This window comes from Pseudomonas sp. St29 (genome assembly GCF_001547915.1).
Classification (GTDB): Bacteria; Pseudomonadota; Gammaproteobacteria; order Pseudomonadales; family Pseudomonadaceae; genus Aquipseudomonas.
In genome coordinates, this window is record NZ_AP014628.1 from 3,435,292 (window position 1) to 3,453,339 (window position 18,048).

Annotated in this window: 19 protein-coding genes; 13 read left to right on the top strand and 6 right to left on the bottom strand. The window is 66.2% G+C overall.

All coding sequences use genetic code 11. From position 1 onward, the window contains the following. Nucleotide 1 precedes the first annotated feature (1 nt). The 4 genes from PST29_RS15330 to PST29_RS15345 all read left to right on the top strand — a co-directional run bounded on the left by PST29_RS15330 (nucleotide 2) and on the right by PST29_RS15345 (nucleotide 2,816). Nucleotides 2–811, top strand: coding sequence for a helix-turn-helix transcriptional regulator (locus PST29_RS15330; RefSeq protein WP_060843585.1), 810 nt, complete (start codon nucleotides 2–4; stop codon nucleotides 809–811). 81 nt (nucleotides 812–892) lie between these two features. Beyond that, on the top strand, nucleotides 893–1,531 hold the full coding sequence (locus PST29_RS15335; RefSeq protein WP_060843586.1) for a LysE family translocator: 639 nt from the start codon (nucleotides 893–895) through the stop codon (nucleotides 1,529–1,531). Nucleotides 1,532–1,731: 200 nt separating this feature from the next. Beyond that, entirely contained in the window at nucleotides 1,732–2,337 is a 606-nt protein-coding gene (locus PST29_RS15340) for an SCO family protein (protein WP_042941277.1), read from the top strand. After that, nucleotides 2,337–2,816, top strand: coding sequence for a copper chaperone PCu(A)C (locus PST29_RS15345; protein ID WP_060843587.1), 480 nt, complete (start codon nucleotides 2,337–2,339; stop codon nucleotides 2,814–2,816). Before PST29_RS15340 ends, PST29_RS15345 begins: the two co-directional genes overlap by 1 nt. Nucleotides 2,817–2,855: 39 nt before the next feature. Here PST29_RS15345 and PST29_RS15350 read toward each other — a convergent pair whose 3' ends face one another. From PST29_RS15350 to PST29_RS15360, 3 genes are all read right to left on the bottom strand, one after another. Next, on the bottom strand, nucleotides 2,856–3,479 hold the full coding sequence (locus tag PST29_RS15350; protein WP_060843588.1) for a class I SAM-dependent methyltransferase: 624 nt from the start codon (nucleotides 3,477–3,479) through the stop codon (nucleotides 2,856–2,858). Between the two features lie 80 nt (nucleotides 3,480–3,559). Further along, complete coding sequence (locus tag PST29_RS15355; protein ID WP_060843589.1) at nucleotides 3,560–4,900, bottom strand: DUF6687 family protein; 1,341 nt, start codon at nucleotides 4,898–4,900, stop codon at nucleotides 3,560–3,562. Between the two features lie 36 nt (nucleotides 4,901–4,936). Continuing rightward, on the bottom strand, nucleotides 4,937–6,352 hold the full coding sequence (locus PST29_RS15360) for an MFS transporter (protein WP_060843590.1): 1,416 nt from the start codon (nucleotides 6,350–6,352) through the stop codon (nucleotides 4,937–4,939). Between the two features lie 214 nt (nucleotides 6,353–6,566). Here PST29_RS15360 and PST29_RS15365 point away from each other — a divergent pair, with 214 nt between their 5' ends. The 5 genes from PST29_RS15365 (at nucleotide 6,567) to PST29_RS15385 (ending at nucleotide 10,468) form a co-directional block, all read left to right on the top strand. Further along, complete coding sequence (locus PST29_RS15365; RefSeq protein WP_060839295.1) at nucleotides 6,567–7,244, top strand: helix-turn-helix transcriptional regulator; 678 nt, start codon at nucleotides 6,567–6,569, stop codon at nucleotides 7,242–7,244. Then, on the top strand, nucleotides 7,241–8,719 hold the full coding sequence (locus PST29_RS15370; protein ID WP_060843591.1) for an alpha/beta hydrolase: 1,479 nt from the start codon (nucleotides 7,241–7,243) through the stop codon (nucleotides 8,717–8,719). Before PST29_RS15365 ends, PST29_RS15370 begins: the two co-directional genes overlap by 4 nt. A 137-nt stretch (nucleotides 8,720–8,856) precedes the next feature. Continuing rightward, a complete protein-coding gene (locus PST29_RS15375; protein WP_129406211.1) occupies nucleotides 8,857–9,306 on the top strand; it encodes a sn-glycerol-3-phosphate transporter in 450 nt (149 codons plus the stop codon). 143 nt (nucleotides 9,307–9,449) lie between these two features. Next, nucleotides 9,450–10,160, top strand: coding sequence for an AzlC family ABC transporter permease (locus tag PST29_RS15380; protein WP_082729248.1), 711 nt, complete (start codon nucleotides 9,450–9,452; stop codon nucleotides 10,158–10,160). Then, the gene (locus PST29_RS15385) at nucleotides 10,157–10,468 is read left to right on the top strand and encodes a hypothetical protein (RefSeq protein ID WP_060843593.1); all 312 of its coding nucleotides are present in this window, start codon (nucleotides 10,157–10,159) and stop codon (nucleotides 10,466–10,468) included. Before PST29_RS15380 ends, PST29_RS15385 begins: the two co-directional genes overlap by 4 nt. 53 nt (nucleotides 10,469–10,521) lie before the next feature. Here PST29_RS15385 and PST29_RS15390 read toward each other — a convergent pair whose 3' ends face one another. After that, a complete protein-coding gene (locus tag PST29_RS15390) occupies nucleotides 10,522–10,992 on the bottom strand; it encodes a hypothetical protein (protein ID WP_060843594.1) in 471 nt (156 codons plus the stop codon). Further along, nucleotides 10,986–11,441, bottom strand: a complete 456-nt coding sequence (locus tag PST29_RS15395) for a glucosaminidase domain-containing protein (protein WP_042941648.1) — start codon at nucleotides 11,439–11,441, stop codon at nucleotides 10,986–10,988. Before PST29_RS15395 ends, PST29_RS15390 begins: the two co-directional genes overlap by 7 nt. Before the next feature lie 350 nt (nucleotides 11,442–11,791). On the opposite strand from PST29_RS15395, the gene PST29_RS15400 reads away from it, so the two are divergent. Genes PST29_RS15400 through PST29_RS15410 form a run of 3 tightly spaced genes read left to right on the top strand, consistent with a single transcriptional unit; the run spans nucleotide 11,792 to nucleotide 15,507 of the window. Further along, complete coding sequence (locus PST29_RS15400) at nucleotides 11,792–12,805, top strand: iron ABC transporter substrate-binding protein (RefSeq protein ID WP_060839301.1); 1,014 nt, start codon at nucleotides 11,792–11,794, stop codon at nucleotides 12,803–12,805. A 3-nt stretch (nucleotides 12,806–12,808) separates the two neighbouring features. Continuing rightward, complete coding sequence (locus tag PST29_RS15405) at nucleotides 12,809–14,413, top strand: ABC transporter permease (RefSeq protein ID WP_060839302.1); 1,605 nt, start codon at nucleotides 12,809–12,811, stop codon at nucleotides 14,411–14,413. Then, nucleotides 14,410–15,507: an ABC transporter ATP-binding protein gene (locus tag PST29_RS15410; RefSeq protein ID WP_060843595.1), complete on the top strand. Its 1,098-nt coding sequence runs from the start codon at nucleotides 14,410–14,412 to the stop codon at nucleotides 15,505–15,507. The genes PST29_RS15405 and PST29_RS15410 overlap by 4 nt, the downstream gene beginning before the upstream one ends. 11 nt (nucleotides 15,508–15,518) lie before the next feature. Here the strand turns inward: PST29_RS15410 and PST29_RS15415 are convergent, their stop codons facing one another. Continuing rightward, nucleotides 15,519–16,445, bottom strand: a complete 927-nt coding sequence (locus PST29_RS15415) for a site-specific integrase (RefSeq protein ID WP_060839304.1) — start codon at nucleotides 16,443–16,445, stop codon at nucleotides 15,519–15,521. A gap of 459 nt (nucleotides 16,446–16,904) precedes the next feature. Here PST29_RS15415 and arnB point away from each other — a divergent pair, with 459 nt between their 5' ends. Then, nucleotides 16,905–18,044, top strand: a complete 1,140-nt coding sequence (gene arnB / locus PST29_RS15420) for a UDP-4-amino-4-deoxy-L-arabinose aminotransferase (protein WP_060843596.1) — start codon at nucleotides 16,905–16,907, stop codon at nucleotides 18,042–18,044. Nucleotides 18,045–18,048 lie beyond the last annotated feature (4 nt).

Genomic DNA, 18,048 nt, shown 5'->3' on the forward strand with positions numbered 1-18,048 from the left:
CATGACCTCTTCAGCGCAATTCTGGCGCGATGCGAACCTGCCTTACGTCGAAAGCCGCCGGGCCTGTGACAGCCGCGCCAACTACAAGGCCCACAGCCATCCGACGCTGTCCATCGGCGTGGTGGACCGTGGCGTCAGCCTGTTCAGCGGCGGTGCCCAGGGCCCGACCCTGATCCAGGCCGGCAGCGTGGTGTGGGTCCCGGCCCATTGCGCCCATGCCTGCAATCCACGGCCCGATACCGCCTGGAGCTACCAGATGCTGCACCTGGACCCGCGCTGGGTCGAAGCGGTGCGCCAGGAAGCGCAGCACGACGGGCCGACGGCGCTGTGCCAGGTGCTGTTGAGCCAGGATCCGCACCTGTATCAGCGGGTTTGCCGGCTCAACGACCTGCTGTTTTCCGCCGCCAACTGGCAGGACAAGGAAGCCGCACTGATCGAGTTCATCGGCGACTTCCCGCTCCACGACCAGCCGGTGATTGCCCTGGCCGCCGACCCGGCAAGCGCCGGTGCCGGGGTGCATCGGGTCATGCAGTTCCTGCAGGACGATGCGCAACAGGCCCAGCCCCTGGAACGCCTGGCAGCACTGGCCGGCCTCAGTCGCTACCAACTGATCCGCGCCTTTCGCAGCGCCACCGGAATGACGCCCCACGCCTATCAGCTGAACCAGCGGATCATCCAGGCCCGGACCTCGCTGCAGGCCGGGGAACCCTCGGCCGACCTGGCCCAGCGCCTGGGTTTCGCCGATCAGGCGCACTTCCAGCGGGTGTTCAAGGCCCATGTCGGCGTGACCCCGGGGCTGTACAAGGCCTGAGGCCGCGCAATTTTCTTCAATACCGCGGCCCCTGGGGCGCCGCAGACTTCCGGGCAATCACGTCACTGGAAGTCTTTACCGATGCTGCAACAGTTCCTGCTGGTCGCCGCCGCACACTTTCTTGCCCTGCTCTCTCCCGGCCCGGATTTTTTCCTGGTGGCGCGCATGTCCATGGCCGCCGGCTGGCGCGCGGCCACTGGTGCCTGCCTGGGCATCGCCCTGGCCAACGGCGTATTCATCGTTCTGGCTTTCGCCGGGGTTTCGGTGTTTCGGGCCGACAGCCCGCTGTTCCTGACGATCCAGCTGGCCGGGTGCGGCTACCTGCTGTACATGGGCTGGCTGTTTCTGCGCCACGCCGGGGCCAACTCCCTGGCCGCGGTGGACAGCAATGGCCAGACCCGCACGCTGGGCCGTGCCACCTGGTGGCGCGGCCTGGGCATGGGCTTTGCCTCCGGCATCCTCAATCCGAAGAACGCGCTGTTCTATGTCAGCCTGGCTTCCCTGGTAGGCGCGCAGACCAGCGCCGGCTGGAAACTGGTCTACGGCCTGTGGATGTTCAGCGCGGTGCTGCTGTGGGACGTGCTGGTGGCCCTGGCGATCGGCAATCGCCGGGTGCGCGAGCGCTTTGCCCGGGCCCTGCCCTGGCTGGAACGAGGCACCGGGGTGGTGCTGATCCTCCTGGCGTTGCTGGTGATCGGCGCCACGCTGTGGCGGCATTGAAGCGCTGAAGCTCTGGGCCGCGTCCCGCCACAGGCCTGGCGCGACGTTGATGGCCACGCCGAAAAGCTCAAGCCCCAGACCCGCCCCGAACCTGCGACCGATGGCCGCAGGCATTGGTCTAATTAGCCCGCCGCTGCTTTCGTCTGTTTGCTACCATGCGCGGGTTTTTGCCTGTCTGGCTGTTCAAAGGGCGTTATTTCATGAGTGTTTTGCTGACTCGCCGCACCCTGCTCACCAGCGCCGGGGTGCTCGGCCTGGGCCTGCTTGCCGGTTGCGACAACAGTCCCCGACTGTCCTTCAAGTACGGCAAGGACCTGAGCAATCAGATTCTCGGCCGCACCTTCAAACTCACCGATTCCCAGGGCGAAACCAAGTCGCTGTCCAGCTACCGCGGCCTGATGCCGATGATCTTCTTCGGCTTTACCCAGTGCCCGGCCGTGTGCCCCACCACCCTGGCCCGCGCCGCCCAGGCCAAGAAGCTGATGGGCCGCGATGGCGAGCGCCTGAAAGTGGTGTTCATCACCCTGGACCCGGAGCGCGACACGCCCGAGGTGCTGGACGCCTACGTCAAGGCCTTCGATCCGAGCTTCGAAGCGCTGTACGGCAGCCTGGAAGAAACCGCGGCCACCGCCAAGGAATTTGGCGTGTTCTACGAAAAGATCCCCAGCGGCTCGACCTACACCCTGTCCCATACCGCCACCAGCTTTGTCTACGACTCCCGGGGCACCTTGCGCCTGGGGCTGTCCCAGTCTCTCAACGCCCAAGAGTGCGCGGAAGACCTGCTCACCGTCATGGAGGTTTGTTAATGAATGCCCACCAGCGCCCGTCGCGCCTTAAATCCGCCCTGCTGCTGATCTCTCTGCTGGGCCTGGCCGGCACCGCCGGCGCCGCGACCCAAGTGGACAACGCCTGGGTCCGCGCCACCGTCCCTGGCCAGCACGCCAGCGGCGCCTTCATGGACCTTACCGCCAGCAGCGACAGCAAGCTGGTCGAAGTGCAGTCACCTGTGGCCAAGAACGTGCAGATCCATCAGTCGAGCATGCACAACGACGTGATGAGCATGCAGCCAGTGGACGCCATCGTCCTGCCGGCCGGGAAGAAGGTCAGCCTGGACACCCACGGCTACCACGTGATGCTCATGGAGCTCACTGGCCAGATCAAGGTCGGGGACACCGTGCCGCTGACCCTGATCGTGGAAAACGCCAAGGGCGAGAAGGAGTCGATCAAGGTCCAAGCCCAAGCCCGGGCGCTGGATGCGCCGGACCACAGCATGATGAAGCACTGAGACAGCAAACATGAAAACCGGCCCCTGCGGGCCGGTTTTTTATGAGTAATCCAGCGCCCGGGCCAGCCACACGGTGAAGCCGCAACACTGTGGATCTTCACTGACGTGCTGCACCACTTCGAAACCATGGGTATCGAGCAAGGTGCAGTATTCCCCCGGATCGAGGCTCGCGTGGTACAGGGCCTCGCCTTCGAACTCGCCGATGGCCTCCCCTGCTGCAGGTCCGCTGGTGAACATCAGGGCGCAGCCCGGGGCCGCATGGCGTTCGAACACGGCGAACATGGCGCGCTGATCGTCCGGGCTCAGGTGGAACAGGCTGTTCCACGCCAGGATGCCGGCAAAGTCCTGATCCAGGGCCAGACCGCGCATGTCGGCGTTGATCCACTGCTGCTCGGGAAAGCGCTGGCGACACTGATCCAGCAAGGCGGCGCTGCTGTCGACGCCCGTGACCGCGTATCCATGTTCCACCAGATAGCGCGCCACCGGCTCGCCACCTCCACACCCCAGGTCCAGTACCTGCCGACCAGCCCCCATGACCTGGCGAAAGCGTTCGAACCAGGCCTGTTCGCTGTGAAATGCCTGGGTGTTGGCCCGGCGCGCCCGGTCCCAAGCCTGGGCATGACGCTGGTACAGATCGACGATGTGACGGGCGGATTCGTGCATCCACAGGCTTCCTTGTGCTGTTTGGTGGCCGCGGATTACAGCACAAGGGCGCCAGGCAAAGCGAAGTTGGCGGTAAGGCGTTATGTGGCCTGGCCGTTGGCATCCCAGGCCACCGGGGCCTGGCCGAGGAACTGACGCAGTTCGGCCAGCAGCTTGTCGCTGGAATGGCTGCTGGGCCGGTCGGCGACAAACCTCAGGCCCGGCATGATTGCTTGCACCCCGTCGTAGAGCCACTGCCCAGGAGTGCGCTCCGTTTCCTGCAAGGCCCGGGCGAAGATCGCCAGGTCCCGACGGGCCCGGGGAACGCCGCTGCTGCGTTCGACCCAGCTTTCATAACGCTGGCGGATTTCGATACGCCCCTGATTGACGATGGCCAGCACCGCACAGCGACTGCGATTGTGCAACGCCACCGGCGACAGGCCGAAGTACTCGCCCTCGCCCTGCCATGCCCCGTCAGGCAGGCGAAAGATCGCCAGATCGATGTCCGGGTACTCTTCGATCCGTGTGGCGGCATGCTCCACCAGCAACGTACTGCGCTGCAGCTCCTGCATGGCCGGGTCGTACAGCTCGGCGTAACGCCGGGTGTTATCCAGCACATCGGCCAGTTGCGGCAGCAGTGTGGTGAAACGCGTCATGAGTCGCCGGTCGTTGCCACCCTGGCTGTGGCTGCGCACCCGGGCGGCCAGGGCATGCAGGGTAAAGGCGCAGTGCAGGGCCTGGGGCGAAGTGCCCCGGGTGAAGTCGCCGAGTCGTGCGATATCGATCAGCAATTGACGGTGCCGCTGGGCCTGCTCGGGGGCCAGGAAGGCGTAGACCGAGGCCAGCCCGTCAAGATCGAAATGATCGCTGGTGATCACCTGCGCCTGTTCCACCCTCAGCCCTTGTTGGAGAAAGATCAGGGCGCTGGTGGTGGACAGGTTGGCCTTGTAGGCGCTGGGGGTCTTGTTGGCCGGCCAATGGGACAAGGTCAGCACGGTGGCCGGATTGTCGATGGAATCCAGGGAGATATTGGATTGCCTGTGGGTCTGGCCCAGGGGCAGGAATCCATAGGGGCTGTGGGGCCCCAGGCGCCAGGGTTGCAAGCCAGGCTCCAGCGGCGCTTCGCCGCCTCCGGGCGCCAGTCGCTGATGCGACTGCCGGGGCAGTTCCCGCGGCGCCGGCGTTGCGCTCCCGAGTTCGCCCGAACCGTCCAGGCGATAACTGAACTGGCGCAGGTTCTCCCGGCGCAGGTCCCGGGGGTTGCCATTGCACACCCCGCAGCCGGGGCCGCCGAGGACGCTGAGCAGATCGGTGAACTGATTGTCGGCAATGCCGATGGCGCGTCCCCCCAGCAGACGAAGGTCCAGGTGCGCGAACAATGGGGCGACTCCCGGATCGAAAAGGAAGCCCTGTTCCTGGCAAGCGGTATTGAGGCTGTTCATCTGTATGTCCTTGAAGTGTGACGAGTCAGGCGGGCCTCAGGCCTCGGCCAGCGCCCGGGTATGGTGGCGCCGGACCTGACGCATGCAGATAAACAACAGGGCCGATACCCCGGCGTAGATTCCGAACAGCCAGGCTGCGGCCTGGGCCGTACCGGCAACACCGGCGGTGGAGCTGAGTCCGGCCAGATTGACAATCATCCCCGCCAGCGCCGCGCCCAGGGCCGTGGCCACCAGTTGCACCGTGGTGATCGAAGCGCCCGCCAGCTCCTTTTGGTCATCGGCCGCGTTTTCCAGGACTCGGGACAACAGATGGGGCCACGCCAGGCCGATCCCTGTGCCCACCAGCAACATGGCCAGGCACACCGCGCCCAGGCTCAGGAACGGCGTGGCTGTGGCAGGCATGAACAGGCAGGCCAGGAGCAGGCCAGCCACCACCAGAAACGGTCCGCTGGCAATGGCCCGGGCCGCGCCCTGGGGGCTCAGGCCAGAGCTGAAGATCGCCCCCAGGGTCCAGCCGGCCGCCATCAGCGCGGCGATGTAACCCGCCAGCAAGGGCGTCTGCTGATGCAGCTCTTGCAGGAACAGCGGCACAAAGACCTCGCTGGTCATGCCCACCACCAGCAGCGCCATGGAGAGGTACAGCGCCAGCAAGGGGCTGCCGGATTTCAGGCTGTCGCGGGGCAAGAGACGTTTGCCGGAGCGGTTCTCCAGCACCACCACCAGCAGCAACAGGCCCAGACCGACGCCCAGGCCCAGAGCGTTGTACCCGGGTGAAGGTGTGATGCTGCCAATGGAGATCGCCAGCACCACCGCGGTCAGCAACACCAACTGCAGGCCGGGAATGGGACTGCGAGGCGCCGTTTCGCGGCTTTTACCCGGTAACAGGGCAATCGCCAGCAGCATGAACAGCAAGGTGCAGGGCACAAGCACCCAGAACGCCGCACGCCAGGCTCCGTGTTCGGCGAAGACCCCGCCCACGGCTGGTCCGATCAGGGTGGCCGCGCCCCACATGGCGGAAATCAGCGCCATCGCCCGGGGCCATAGCGGCTCGTCGAACACCAGGCGGATCATCGCGTAGGGCAAGGCGAACAGCAGCCCTCCGCCCAGGCCCTGGACACTGCGGCCGAAGATCAGCCAGCCCATGTCCGGGGCCAGGGCACACAGGCCGCAACCGAGCATGAACACCAGGCTGGCCAGGGCATAGGCGAGCTTCGGCCCCAGTATCCCCAGGGCCCGGGTGGACAGCACCGAACCTATGATCGAGGCCACCACGAACAAGGTGGTATTCCAGGCGTAGTAGTCCAGGCCACCGATATCCTTGACCACCGAAGGCAACAGCGTGGTGACCAGGTACACATTGATTGCATGCAGCGCCACGCCACCGGCCAGGGCTGCCGAGCGCAGTCCGTTCTTGCCCAGTAACAGTGCTGACCATCCGCTTGTCGAAGCCATGCCTTGCTCCCTTAGGGTGTTCGATAAGGTCGCACTGTATTACACAAGCTTTTACTTTGATAATTAATTTTTCATTGCCTCGCTTTCTTGCCCAATCCGCCGCTCAAAGCGCGACAATGGCCGGGCTCCTTGACCGGAGCCTGTTATGCTTGCGCGGTTGGCGGCGTCCTGCACGCCCTTGATACCCCACTTGCGCATTGGTTAATGGCCCAGCATGTCCTCGATATCCTCCCCTGCCGAGAAGAAGAACCCCGGAGCCACCGCCGAGCGAATTCTGTTTCTGCTGAAAACCCGCGGCCCCTTGAAAACCGCCGACCTGGCCCCGCTGCTCAAGGTGTCCCTGGAGGCCACCCGCCAGCAGCTACAGAAGCTGCTGGACGCTGAACTGATCGCCGGGCAGATGATGCCGGCCCAGGGCGCCGGGCGTCCGTCACAGAAATGGGTGTTGACCGAGCAGGCCCAGGCCCGTTTTCCCGACACCCATGCCCACCTGACCCTGCAACTGATCGATTCGATTCGCGCGGTCTATGGGGCCGACGGTGTGGAACGCATCGTCACTGATATGGAGCGGGTCAACACCGCGCAGTACCTCGACGTCTGCGCCCCGCTACCGACCCTGGAAGAACGGGTCCGGGCCCTGGCGCAGATCCGTGAAGTCGCCGGCTACATGGCCAGTGTCGAGGCCGACGGCGAGAGCTGGCTGTTGATCGAGAGTCACTGTCCGATCTGTGTCGCGGCCCAGCAGTGCCAGGGCTTCTGCCGCTCCGAACTGCAAGTGTTCCAGGCCGCCATTGGCGACCTTGGCCAGGTGCAGCGCGTGGAGCACCTGATCACTGGCGGTCGACGCTGCGTTTATCGCATCAGCGCCCTCCAACCGAGTCCCCGCCCGTGATCGCCCCGACCCTGTCGCGCCTGCTCAAGCGTGGCGCGCTGATCTTCGGCGTTGCCGCATTCACCCTGCTGGCCTGGCGTGCCTACGACAGCGAGCGGGGTCCGGCGCTGCAACCCTGGCACCTGCGGGTGCCCCACGAATTGAGCGTCGAGCAGATCGATCGGGCCGACTGGGCAACCTGGCTGCAGGCCGAGGGGCGGGTGTTCGCCGAAGTCGAGCGCGAGGTCAGCGACACCCTCGATCCATCCCAGGTGCCGCCCTTCAACCGTTACCGCAAGGACAGCCGGGTCTACCCGCCGCACTTCGCCACCGACTGGAACCGCTCCTACCTGCTGCGCCCCCAGGGTCCGCCCCGGGGCGTGGTGGTGCTGCTGCACGGGCTGACCGACTCGCCCTACAGCCTGCGGCACATTGCACGGCGCTACGTTGCCCACGGCTACCTGGCCATCGGCCTGCGCCTGCCCGGTCACGGCACGGTGCCCGCCGGCCTGACCGAGGTGCAGTGGCAAGACTGGCTGGCGGCGACCCGCCTAGCCCTGCGCACGGCGCGGGCCGAAGTGCCGGCACCTGCGCCCCTGCACATCGTCGGCTACTCCAACGGTGGCGCCCTGGCGGTCAAGTACGCCCTGGACGCCCTCGGCGATCCGCAACTGCCACAGGCCCAGCGCCTGGTGCTGATTTCACCGATGATCGGCGTGGCGTCGTCGGCGCACTTTGCCGGGCTGGCCGCCTGGCCCGCGGTGTTTCCAGCCTTCAGCAAGGCCGCCTGGCTGAACCTGCGCCCGGAATACAACCCGTTCAAGTACAACTCGTTTCCGGTCAATGGCGCGCGTCAGTCATGGCTGCTGACCGACGCCCTGCAAGGCCAGCTGCAAGCCCTGGCGGGCGATCCGCGGTTCCAGCAACTGCCGCCGATCCTCGCCTTCCAGTCCCTGACCGACGCCACGGTCAGCACGCCGGCGGTGGTGAACGGCCTGTTCCGCCGGCTCCCGGCCAACGGCAGCGAACTGGTGATCTTCGATCTGAACCGCACCAGCGACTTCGACGGCCTGCTGGACCCGTCCAGCCTCACCTCCCTGGCCAGCCTGCTGCCGGCGCCGCCGCGCAACTACAGCACGCGGATCCTGAGCAACGCCGAGAGCCCGTCGCACCACCTGGAAGAACTGGGCACCGCGGCCCTGAGCCTGGACAGCCAGCGCCGGCCCCTGGACCTGGCCTTCCCGGCGGGGGTGTTTTCCCTGTCCCACGTGGCCCTGCCATTCCCCGTCAGCGACAGCCTGTACGGCAGCCAACCCGATCCCGGCGAAGACTTCGGCCTGCACCTGGGCAGCCTCGCGGCCCGGGGCGAACGCGCCGTGCTGGTGGTGCCCATGGACGAGCTGATGCGTCTGACGTCCAACCCGTTCTACCCCTATCTGATCCGGCGCATCGAGTCGGATATAGATCAAGCAACAGTTCCGTCATTGATCCCCTGAATGGGCGGGTGTTAGCGTCACCGTCCTCTGCCCCCTTGATTTCCGAGGGGGCACAACTGCCGCGATGGCAGGGAATCGCAATGAAAACACTGTTTCAAAGCCGGGCGACCGGTCACTCCCTTGCGCTGCGTCGGGCCATGGCCGGCGCGGCGCTGCTGGTCGCCGCCCAGAGCGCGCAGGCCGATCAGCAAGGGGACTTCTGGTACTTGCAGACCAGCGTCTACACCAACCACTGGAGCAACGATCCGGACCACAACAACCATCAGGACCTGATCGGCCTGGAGCGCAACTACGCCAGCGGAAAACTCTGGGGCCTGAGCACCTTTCGCAACTCCTTCTCCCAGCGCTCCTACTACGCCTACGTCGGCAAGGCCTGGGAGAGCGCCGACTGGCCGGTCTACGCCAAGCTCAGCGGCGGCCTGATCCAGGGCTACAAGGGCGACTACAAGGACAAGATTCCGCTGAACCACTTCGGCGTGGCGCCGGTGCTGATTCCGGCAGTCGGCATGCATTACGGCCCGGTAGGCACCGAGCTGGTGATACTGGGAGCTGCGGCGGTGATGGTCAACGTCGGCTACCGCTACTGACACCCGCCGGGCCCAGGGATTGGCCCGGTAAAGTCGCACAATCGTTCAAGACGTTCCTCCAGCCCTTGCCCAGACTCTCGAAGCCTGATGGCCGGCGCCTTGACGCGCCCGGCGTGGCGTCAATCCGAGAGGGCAAGGTATTCATGCAGCAGCAATCACAGCCAGAGTTATTGACCGGCCGGCCCGAGCTCTGGCGCCGGGTCGCGCCGACGGCCCTGGCCATTGTTCCGGTCAGCATGCTGTTTGGCGTACTGGCGGCCCGCGCCGACTGGTCGTTGCTGGAGGTGGCCCTGGTGGGCCTGCTGGGGTTCACCGGCAGCGGCCAGTTTGCCGCCCTGCCCCTGGCCCAATCCGGCGCTGGGTTCTTCACCCTGTTGCTGCTGACCGCCTCGCTCAACAGCCGCTACCTGCCGATGGCCTTCGCCTCGTCGGCGCGGCTGCCGCGCCGGTGGCTGCCCAAGGCCGCGGCGGCCCATCTGCTGGGGGACGAGGCCTACGCCACCGAGACCCCGGGAGACAGCCCGGCCGCGGTGCTGATGATCCGGGCAACGATTTTCCTCACCTGGGTCCTGTCCGGGGTACTCGGGGCCTGTTTGGGGCGCGCGTTGCCCGCGCATTGGGTCGGCGCCGAGCTCAATCTCGGCTACCCCGCCAGTGTGGTGTTGATGTACCTGGCGCTGAGCCAACTGCGCCGGCGCCTGGCGTGGCTCCCCGGGCGGCGTCTGGCGATCCTGGTGCGCCTGGCGCTGTGTGTGATCCTGAGCCTGGCGCTGATCCGCCTGCTGGGCACCCTGTACTTCTGGATCCCCAGCGTACTGGCCACCAGCGTGCTCCTGGTCTGGGCCCGATCATGAGTCATGGGAGCTGGGTCACCATTGCCGCGCTGTTCGCCACCAGTTGCCTGGTGCGCATCATTCCGGCCTTCGTCACCCTTCGCCTGCGACCGGGCCTGCAACGCTGCCTGCAAGAGGAGCTGCCCGTGGCGGTTTTCATCAATTTCGCGGTGTACATCGCCTACGGCGAAATCGGCCGCGAGCCTTGGGCGGCGGCCGGCTCTCTGCTGATCGTCGGGGCCATCGCCCTGGGTGGCAGCCTGGGCCTGATCGCCACCGCGGCCATCGGCACCGCGGTGTATGCGGCCCTGCTGCAACTGCCCGGATAGCGCATGCCACGCCCCGGGGCTCCTGGCCCAGCCCCGGGGCGGCCGCTGTCGTTCTATTGCCCTTCGTCGCAGCCCAGCCCCTGACGCTGCGCTTGCTCGTCCTTCAGGGACTTGCCGGTGCGGGCCATGATCTGCCCTTGCAGGGTTTGCAGTTCAGTACCGTCCAGGCGCTTGCACAGGTTGGTCTCCCAGACATCGCCGGTGGCGATGCTCACCGAGAACAGCCCCCAGTACTCGGTGGCGCCGGCCTTGGGGTCGTTGTAGCCGAGGCTGAAGTCGAAGTACCCCGGATGGGGCGGCTGGCCGTGCTCATCCTGCAGATCGCCGTCGACGAACACCCCGGGTTTGTCCAGTTGATAGTCCTGATGCCTGAGGGCCACCAGCAGCACTGCCTGAGCCTGTTCGCGGGTCAGGCCCGTGGCCTTGACCTGAGCCGGCGACAGGGCGCCGCCGGCGCAGGCGACCAGGGTGGTGCACGCCAGGGTCAGGCCCAGCAGCCAGGAACGGCGATCGTTGTTCAGCACGCCAGACGCCCCCTGACCGAGAGGATGATCTTTGCCAGGTAGTCGGCAAAACCATTGCGCCCGCCGGTGGCCGCATCGCCACTGTTGTAGCCGCTGCGCACCAGGGCCTGGGCGAACTCCATGGGCTCGCGCTTGCCGCGCACCGAGGCGCCATAGCGCAAGGCGAAGGACTGGGCGGATTTCTGGAAGGAGTCGAACTTCGCCACCTTGACGCTGGCGCTGCCCTGGGCCGATTCGGCGCTGATCTGCAAGGGCGCCGGTGCATGCATGGAGAAGTAGTTGTTCAGTTCCCGGGCGATCCGCCCGGCCCCGTACTGGCTCTCCTGAGCCGCCAGGCCGAGGATGTTTTCCACCGGCAGGTCCAGTTGGTCGGCGATCGGCTGGCAGGCCGCCTTGTATTTACTGACAAAGGTGACGGCATTGATGTTGTTGCACAGTTTGGCGCTCAAGATTGCTTCCCTCGGTTGACCGGTCAATTCCATTTCCAGCAGGTGCTGCGGCGCCGATTGTAAATCAATCCCGGGCACTTGCCCGGGACTTCTTGCAGCGCCTGGTCCAGGTCTGTGGGCGTCATCACACACTGGGCGGCGGCAGCCGACCGCGGACCGCGGGCAAATGCCGTCATCACGGGAATTCACCATAAATTTGACGTTTTTTTCTGATTTGCCGCTCTACATTGCCGGCGACTTCATATGCAAATGATTCCTATTGTTCAGCCGATTCGCGATGCCTTCTCTGGCGCCTCGAACCGCCCGGTTCGACGCCTGACAAAAACAACACCCCAGGAGCTGCCCCCAGCATGACCCTCACGCCCTCTTCGCTGTTCAACACCGCCCTGCTCAGCGCCGCCTTGCTGGCCATCGGGCAGGCCCGCGCCGCCGACGCCGACGGCATCCTGGTCTACAACGCCCAGCACGAGGGTCTGACCAAGGCCTGGGTGGAAGGCTTCACCCGGGAAACCGGGATCAAGGTCACCCTGCGCAACGGCGATGACAGCGAGATGGGCAACCAGCTGGTGCAGGAAGGCAACGCGTCGGCGGCGGATGTGTTCCTCACCGAGAACTCTCCGGCTATGGCCTTGGTGGACAACGCCGGGCTGCTCGCCAAAGTGGCCCCGGGCACCCTGGAACAGGTGGCCGCTGCCTATCAGCCGGTCCATGGCAACTGGGTGGGAATTGCGGCGCGCTCCACGGTGTTCGTCTACAACCCGGCCAAGCTCGGCCCGGGCGACCTGCCCAAATCCCTGCTGGATCTGGCGGCGCCCGCCTGGAAAGGCCGCTGGGCCGCGTCTCCTGCCGGGGCCGACTTCCAGGCCATTGTCAGCGCGGTACTGGAACTCAAGGGCGAAGCCGCGACCCTGGAATGGCTCAAGGGCATCAAGGCCAATGCCAGCGTCTATCGCGGCAACAGCGCGGTGCTCAAGGCGGTCAATGCCGGTCAGGTGGACAGCGGCGTGATCTATCACTACTACAGCTTCGTCGACCAGTCCAAGACCGGCGAGAACAGCAAGAACACCGCCCTGCACTACTTCAAGCATCAGGACCCGGGGGCCTTCGTCAGCCTTTCCGGCGGCGCCGTGCTGGCCAGCAGCAAGCACCCGCAACAGGCCCAGGCGTTCCTCAAGTGGATCACCGGCGAACACGGCCAGGCGGTGCTCAGGACCGGTCACTCATACGAGTACGCCGTGGGCAAGGGCGCGGCCTCCAACCCGGCCCTGGTGCCGCTGGCCGAACTGGAGGCGCCCCAGGTGGATGCCGCCAGGCTCAACAGCAAAAAGGCGGTGGACCTGATGACCCAGGCCGGTCTGCTGTAATCCATGGCTGACCATCTGTCACAGGTCGAGGGCATCGACGGCGCCGCCCGCCTGCCCGCGGTGCGGCTGCGCCAGCGTCGCCGCGACCGCGCCAGCGCGCCCTGGCTGCTGGGGGCTGCGCTGCTGGTGTCGTTGCTGGCCCTGGTGCCCCTGGGGTTCGTCGTCGCGGTGTCGATCCAGACCGGTTGGGCCGGCATCGCCGAACTGGTGCTGCGGCCCCGGGTCGCGGAGCTGTTGTTCAACACCCTGCTGTTGCTGCTCCTGACCCTGCCGCTGTGCGTGCTGCTGGGGGTGGCCCTGGCCTGGCTCACCGAACGCAGCGATCTGCCCGGAAGGCGGGCCTGGGCGGCGCTGGCGGTGGCGCCCATGGCGGTGCCGGCGTTCGTCCACAGCTACGCCTGGGTCAGCCTGCTGCCGGCCTTGCACGGGTTGCCCGCGGCGGTGCTGGTGTCGGTGATCGCCTATTGCCCCTTCGTCTATCTGCCGGTAGCCGCCACCCTGCGCCGCCTCGATCCGGCCCTCGAAGACGTCGCCCAATCCCTTGGGCTCAGGCCTCGGGCACAGTTCTTGCGGGTGGTGCTGCCGCAATTGCGCCTGGCCATCGCCGGTGGCGCGCTGCTGGTGGGCCTGCACCTGCTGGCGGAGTACGGCCTGTACGCGATGATCCGCTTCGACACCTTCACCACGGCCATCTACGACCAGTTCCAGTCCACCTACAACGGGCCGGCGGCGAACATGCTGGCGGGGGTCCTGGTGGTGTGCTGCCTGGTGTTGCTCAGTGCCGAGTCCGCCTGTCGGGGGCAGGCGCGCTACGCCCGGGTCGGCTCGGGCAGCCCGCGGACCCAGCCGCTGCAGAGCCTGTCCGGCCTCGGCCGCTGCGCCGGTCTGTTGCTGGTGGGCTTGAGCAGCGCACTGGCCCTGGGCGTGCCGCTGCTGACCCTGGGCAACTGGTTGCTGGCCGGCGGCAGCGAAGCCTGGCAAGTCCCGGAACTGCTGCCCAGCCTGGGGCAGACCCTGGCACTGGCCAGTCTCGGCGCCCTGCTCACCACCTGTGCGGCGTTTCCCCTGGCCTGGTTGTCGATCCGGGCGCCGGGGCGCCTGCTGCGGCTGCTGGAAAGCGCCAATTACATCGCCAGTTCGCTGCCGGGAATCGTCGTCGCCCTGGCCCTGGTGACCGTCACGGTGAGGTACGCCCGGCCGATCTACCAGACCAGCCTCACGGTGCTCCTGGCCTATGGGTTGATGTTCCTGCCCCGGGCCCTGGTCAGCTTGCGGGCCGGTATCGCCCAGGCACCGGTGGAGCTGGAGCATATCGCTCGCAGCCTGGGGCGCACGCCATTGCAGGCCCTGTGGCGGGTCACCCTGCGCCTGGTGGCCCCCGGGGCTGCGGCCGGTGCGGCCCTGGTGTTTCTGGCCATCAGCAATGAGCTGACCGCCACCCTGTTGCTGGCCCCCAATGGCACCCGGACCCTGGCCAGCGCGTTCTGGGCCCGGACCAGCGAAATCGACTACGCCGCTGCCGCGCCCTATGCCTTGCTCATGATCCTGATCTCACTGCCGTTGACCGGCCTTCTCTACCATCAATCCAGACGCACGGCGGGCCGATGAACAGCCTTGAACTCCAGCAACTGCACAAGTCCTACGGCACTGTGACGGCGGTGCACGACGTCAGCCTGAACCTGCCCGCCGGCAGTCGCACGGCGATTGTCGGGCCTTCCGGCTCGGGCAAGACCACCCTGCTGCGGATGATCGCCGGTTTCGAATTTCCCGACCGCGGCCGCATCAGCCTCAATGGCCAGGTCCTGGTGGATGACGAGGGCGCCCTGCCGGCCCATCAGCGCCTGATCGGTTACGTGCCCCAGGACGGCGCCTTGTTCCCGCACATGAACGTGGCGGCCAATATCGGTTTCGGCCTGCCGGGCAAGATGGCGGCCAAACAGACGCGCATCGACGAATTGCTCGACATGGTGGCCCTGGATCCGGCCATGGGCACGCGCTGGCCCCATGAACTGTCCGGCGGCCAGCAGCAACGGGTCGCCCTGGCCCGCGCCCTGGCCCAGCGCCCGCGGCTGATGCTGCTGGACGAGCCTTTCTCGGCCCTGGACACCGGCCTGCGGGCCTCGATGCGCAAGACCGTGGCCCGCCTGCTGGCGGATGCCGGCATCACCACCATCCTGGTGACCCATGACCAGGCCGAAGCCCTGTCCTTTGCCGACCAGTTGGCGGTGATGCGCCAGGGGCATCTGGTGCAGAGCGGGCCGCCGCTGGAACTGTACCGGCATCCCAGGGATGCCCAGACCGCGCTGTTCCTCGGCGACGCGGTGGTGCTGCCGGCCCGTCTGGAGCAGGGTCTGGCCCACTGCGACCTGGGGCCGGTGCCGATTGCCGACCCGGCGCGCCAGGGCCCGGCACAGATCATGCTGCGCCCCGAGCAACTGCAATGGACCGCCGGCGGCGCGCACAGCGGCGCGACACCGGGCTGCGCCGGGGTGGTCAGGGACTGGGACTTTGCCGGCAACCACTGCACCTTGAGCGTCGCCATCACCACCGCCGACGGCAGCCAGCAGCTGCTGCCGGTGCCGGCTGGCGGTCTACAGGCCCCGGCCCCCGGCAGCCGGGTCTGGATCACCCCCCAGGGCCAGGCCCACGTGCTGGACTCCCGGGACCTCTGCGGGCGGCGGCCGGCGCCGGCGGGGCCGTGACCGGATGTGGCTCACAGGTCGAAGCGATCGATGGCCCGGCGCCGCTCATTGTCGTCGCGCATGTCATAGCTGGCGGTGGTCTGGATGTTGGTGTGGTGAGCCAGCTTCTGGGCAATCGACAGGTCGTGTTCCTCGATCACTCGGGTGATGAATGAGCGGCGGAAATCGTGGGGCATGATCTGCACGCCGACCTGGGCGCCGCGCTGCCGGGCGATGTAGTAGATGGCGTGCTTGGTGATGCGCTCGCGGGTGATATGACCGCCGCGGCGGATCCGGTTGAACAGAAAGCCGTCGTCCTCAAGGCCCGCCGGCAAGTCTGCGCGACGCAGGTCCAGCCAGGCCTGGAGCTTGTCGAAGGCCCAGGTCGGCGCGTACTTGATCAGTTGTTTGTTGCCCTTGGCCAGCACCTGCAGGCTGCGCTGGGCGAAGTCCACCTGGGCCAGATCCAGGTTCACCGACTCCGACTTGCGCATGCCGGAGCCGTAGAGCACGGCGATGATCGCCGCGTCGCGCACGCCCTGGGGGCGCGGGTCGGCGGCACAGACGGCCATCAGTTCCTGGATCAGCCCGCGCCTGAGGTTGCGCCCCCGGGACAGGCGCGTGCCGCCCATGGCCTTCACCGAGCGCATCTTGAGCAGGTGGTCGTGGCTGATCAGGCTGGCGCGCCAGGCTTCGTTCAACACCCCGCGCAGGGCGTTGACGTAGAGCGAGGACGTGCTGGGGGCGTAACCGTCGCGGCGCAAGGTCGCCACCAGGGCCGTGACCTGCTCGGGCTGCAGCTGGTGCCAGGGGATGTCCTCCAGGTTGAGGTCTTCATAGCCCAGGCGGTCGGCGGCGTCCTGCAGCACGTAGCGCAGGGTGGCCTGGCTGGAGGGGGCCAGGCGGGTCAGGTACAGGCTGAGGGGGTTGGCGCTGCAAGCGCCAGGTACGGACGACATCAGGGTCGTCCCCAGGGAGCGGGTTGCACCGGGTAGCACCCTGAACCAGGAGAAAAAAGTCTGCGGTTACCCTCTTCAACAGCCGCCGAAAACCGGCTAAAACTATGGCCCGCAGTCAGTTGATTGCCGCCCTTGCACATAAACTGAACGCTGGCTGTCTGGCTCGCAGAAAAACGGACTTTTACCTTATTTTTCATATTCGTTTCACATTTTTCCGCTTAATCTCAGCCCCCGACGGCTCGCCCTCCGAGTGCAGCTTTTTCTCAGGTTGCAAAGATAACACCTTGATCCACATTTACTTTTCACAAACATAGTCTTTACTCATGTGCTGCATGGAATGCCCCGCTGGCTCAATGACTGGATGTGCCTCAATGACTGCATGACCTCCCCGCTTTCCATGAACCGTCCGTTCACTCGCAAGACCCCGTATTTCCGGCATCAGCTAAACCCGAGGTAACCATGAACCAGGCTTTCCTTCCCTTCTCGCGTCCGAGTATTGGCGACGAAGAGATAGCTGCAGTGGAGCAGGTTCTGCGCTCCGGCTGGATCACCACCGGCCCGAAAAACCAGGAACTGGAACAACAGTTCGCCGAACGCGTCGGCGCCCGACATGCCGTGGCCCTGTCCTCGGCCACCGGCGCCATGCACATCACCCTGCTGGCCCTGGGCATCGGTCCTGGCGACGAAGTGATCACCCCGTCCCAGACCTGGGTTTCCACCGCCAACATGATCTGCCTGCTGGGGGCAACCCCGGTGTTCGTCGATGTCGATCCCGACACCCTGATGAGCGATGCGGCCAGCATTGAAGCGGCCATCACCCCACGGACCAAGGCGATCATTCCGGTGCATTACGCCGGCGCCGCCTTCGACCTGGATCCGCTGTATGCCCTGGCGGACAGGCACGGCATCCCGGTGATCGAAGACGCCGCCCACGCCGCCGGCACCACCTACCGCGGACGCGCCATCGGCGCCCGGGGCACGGCGATCTTCTCCTTCCACGCGATCAAGAACATGACCTGCGCCGAGGGCGCGATGTTCGTCAGCGATGACGAAGCCCTGGCCAACCGGGTGCGCATGCTCAAGTTCCACGGCCTGGGGGTGGACGCCTACGACCGCCTGACCCACGGGCGCAAGCCCCAGGCCCAGGTCATCGAGCCCGGCTTCAAGTACAACCTGGCGGACATGAACGCCGCCATTGCCCTGGTGCAGCTGCAGCGCCTGGACGAGATCAACGCCAAGCGCGAAGTGCTGGCCAAGGCTTACCTGGAGCGCCTCGCAGGCCTGCCGGTGCAACCTCTGCACCTGCCCCAGTACCCGCAACAGCATGCCTGGCACCTGTTCATCCTGCGCATCGACGCCGAGCGCTGCGGCCTGGACCGCGACGCCTTCATGAAGGGCCTGCAGGAGCAGAACATCGGCACCGGCATCCATTTCATCGCGACGCACCTGCATACCTATTACCGACAGCGCTTCCCTGAAGTGCACCTGCCCCATACCGAATGGAATTCGGCGCGGCTATGCTCGATTCCACTGTTTCCGGACATGACCCTCGACGATGTCGAACGGGTTGCCGGTGCCATTGAAAACCTCCTGGACTGAAGCC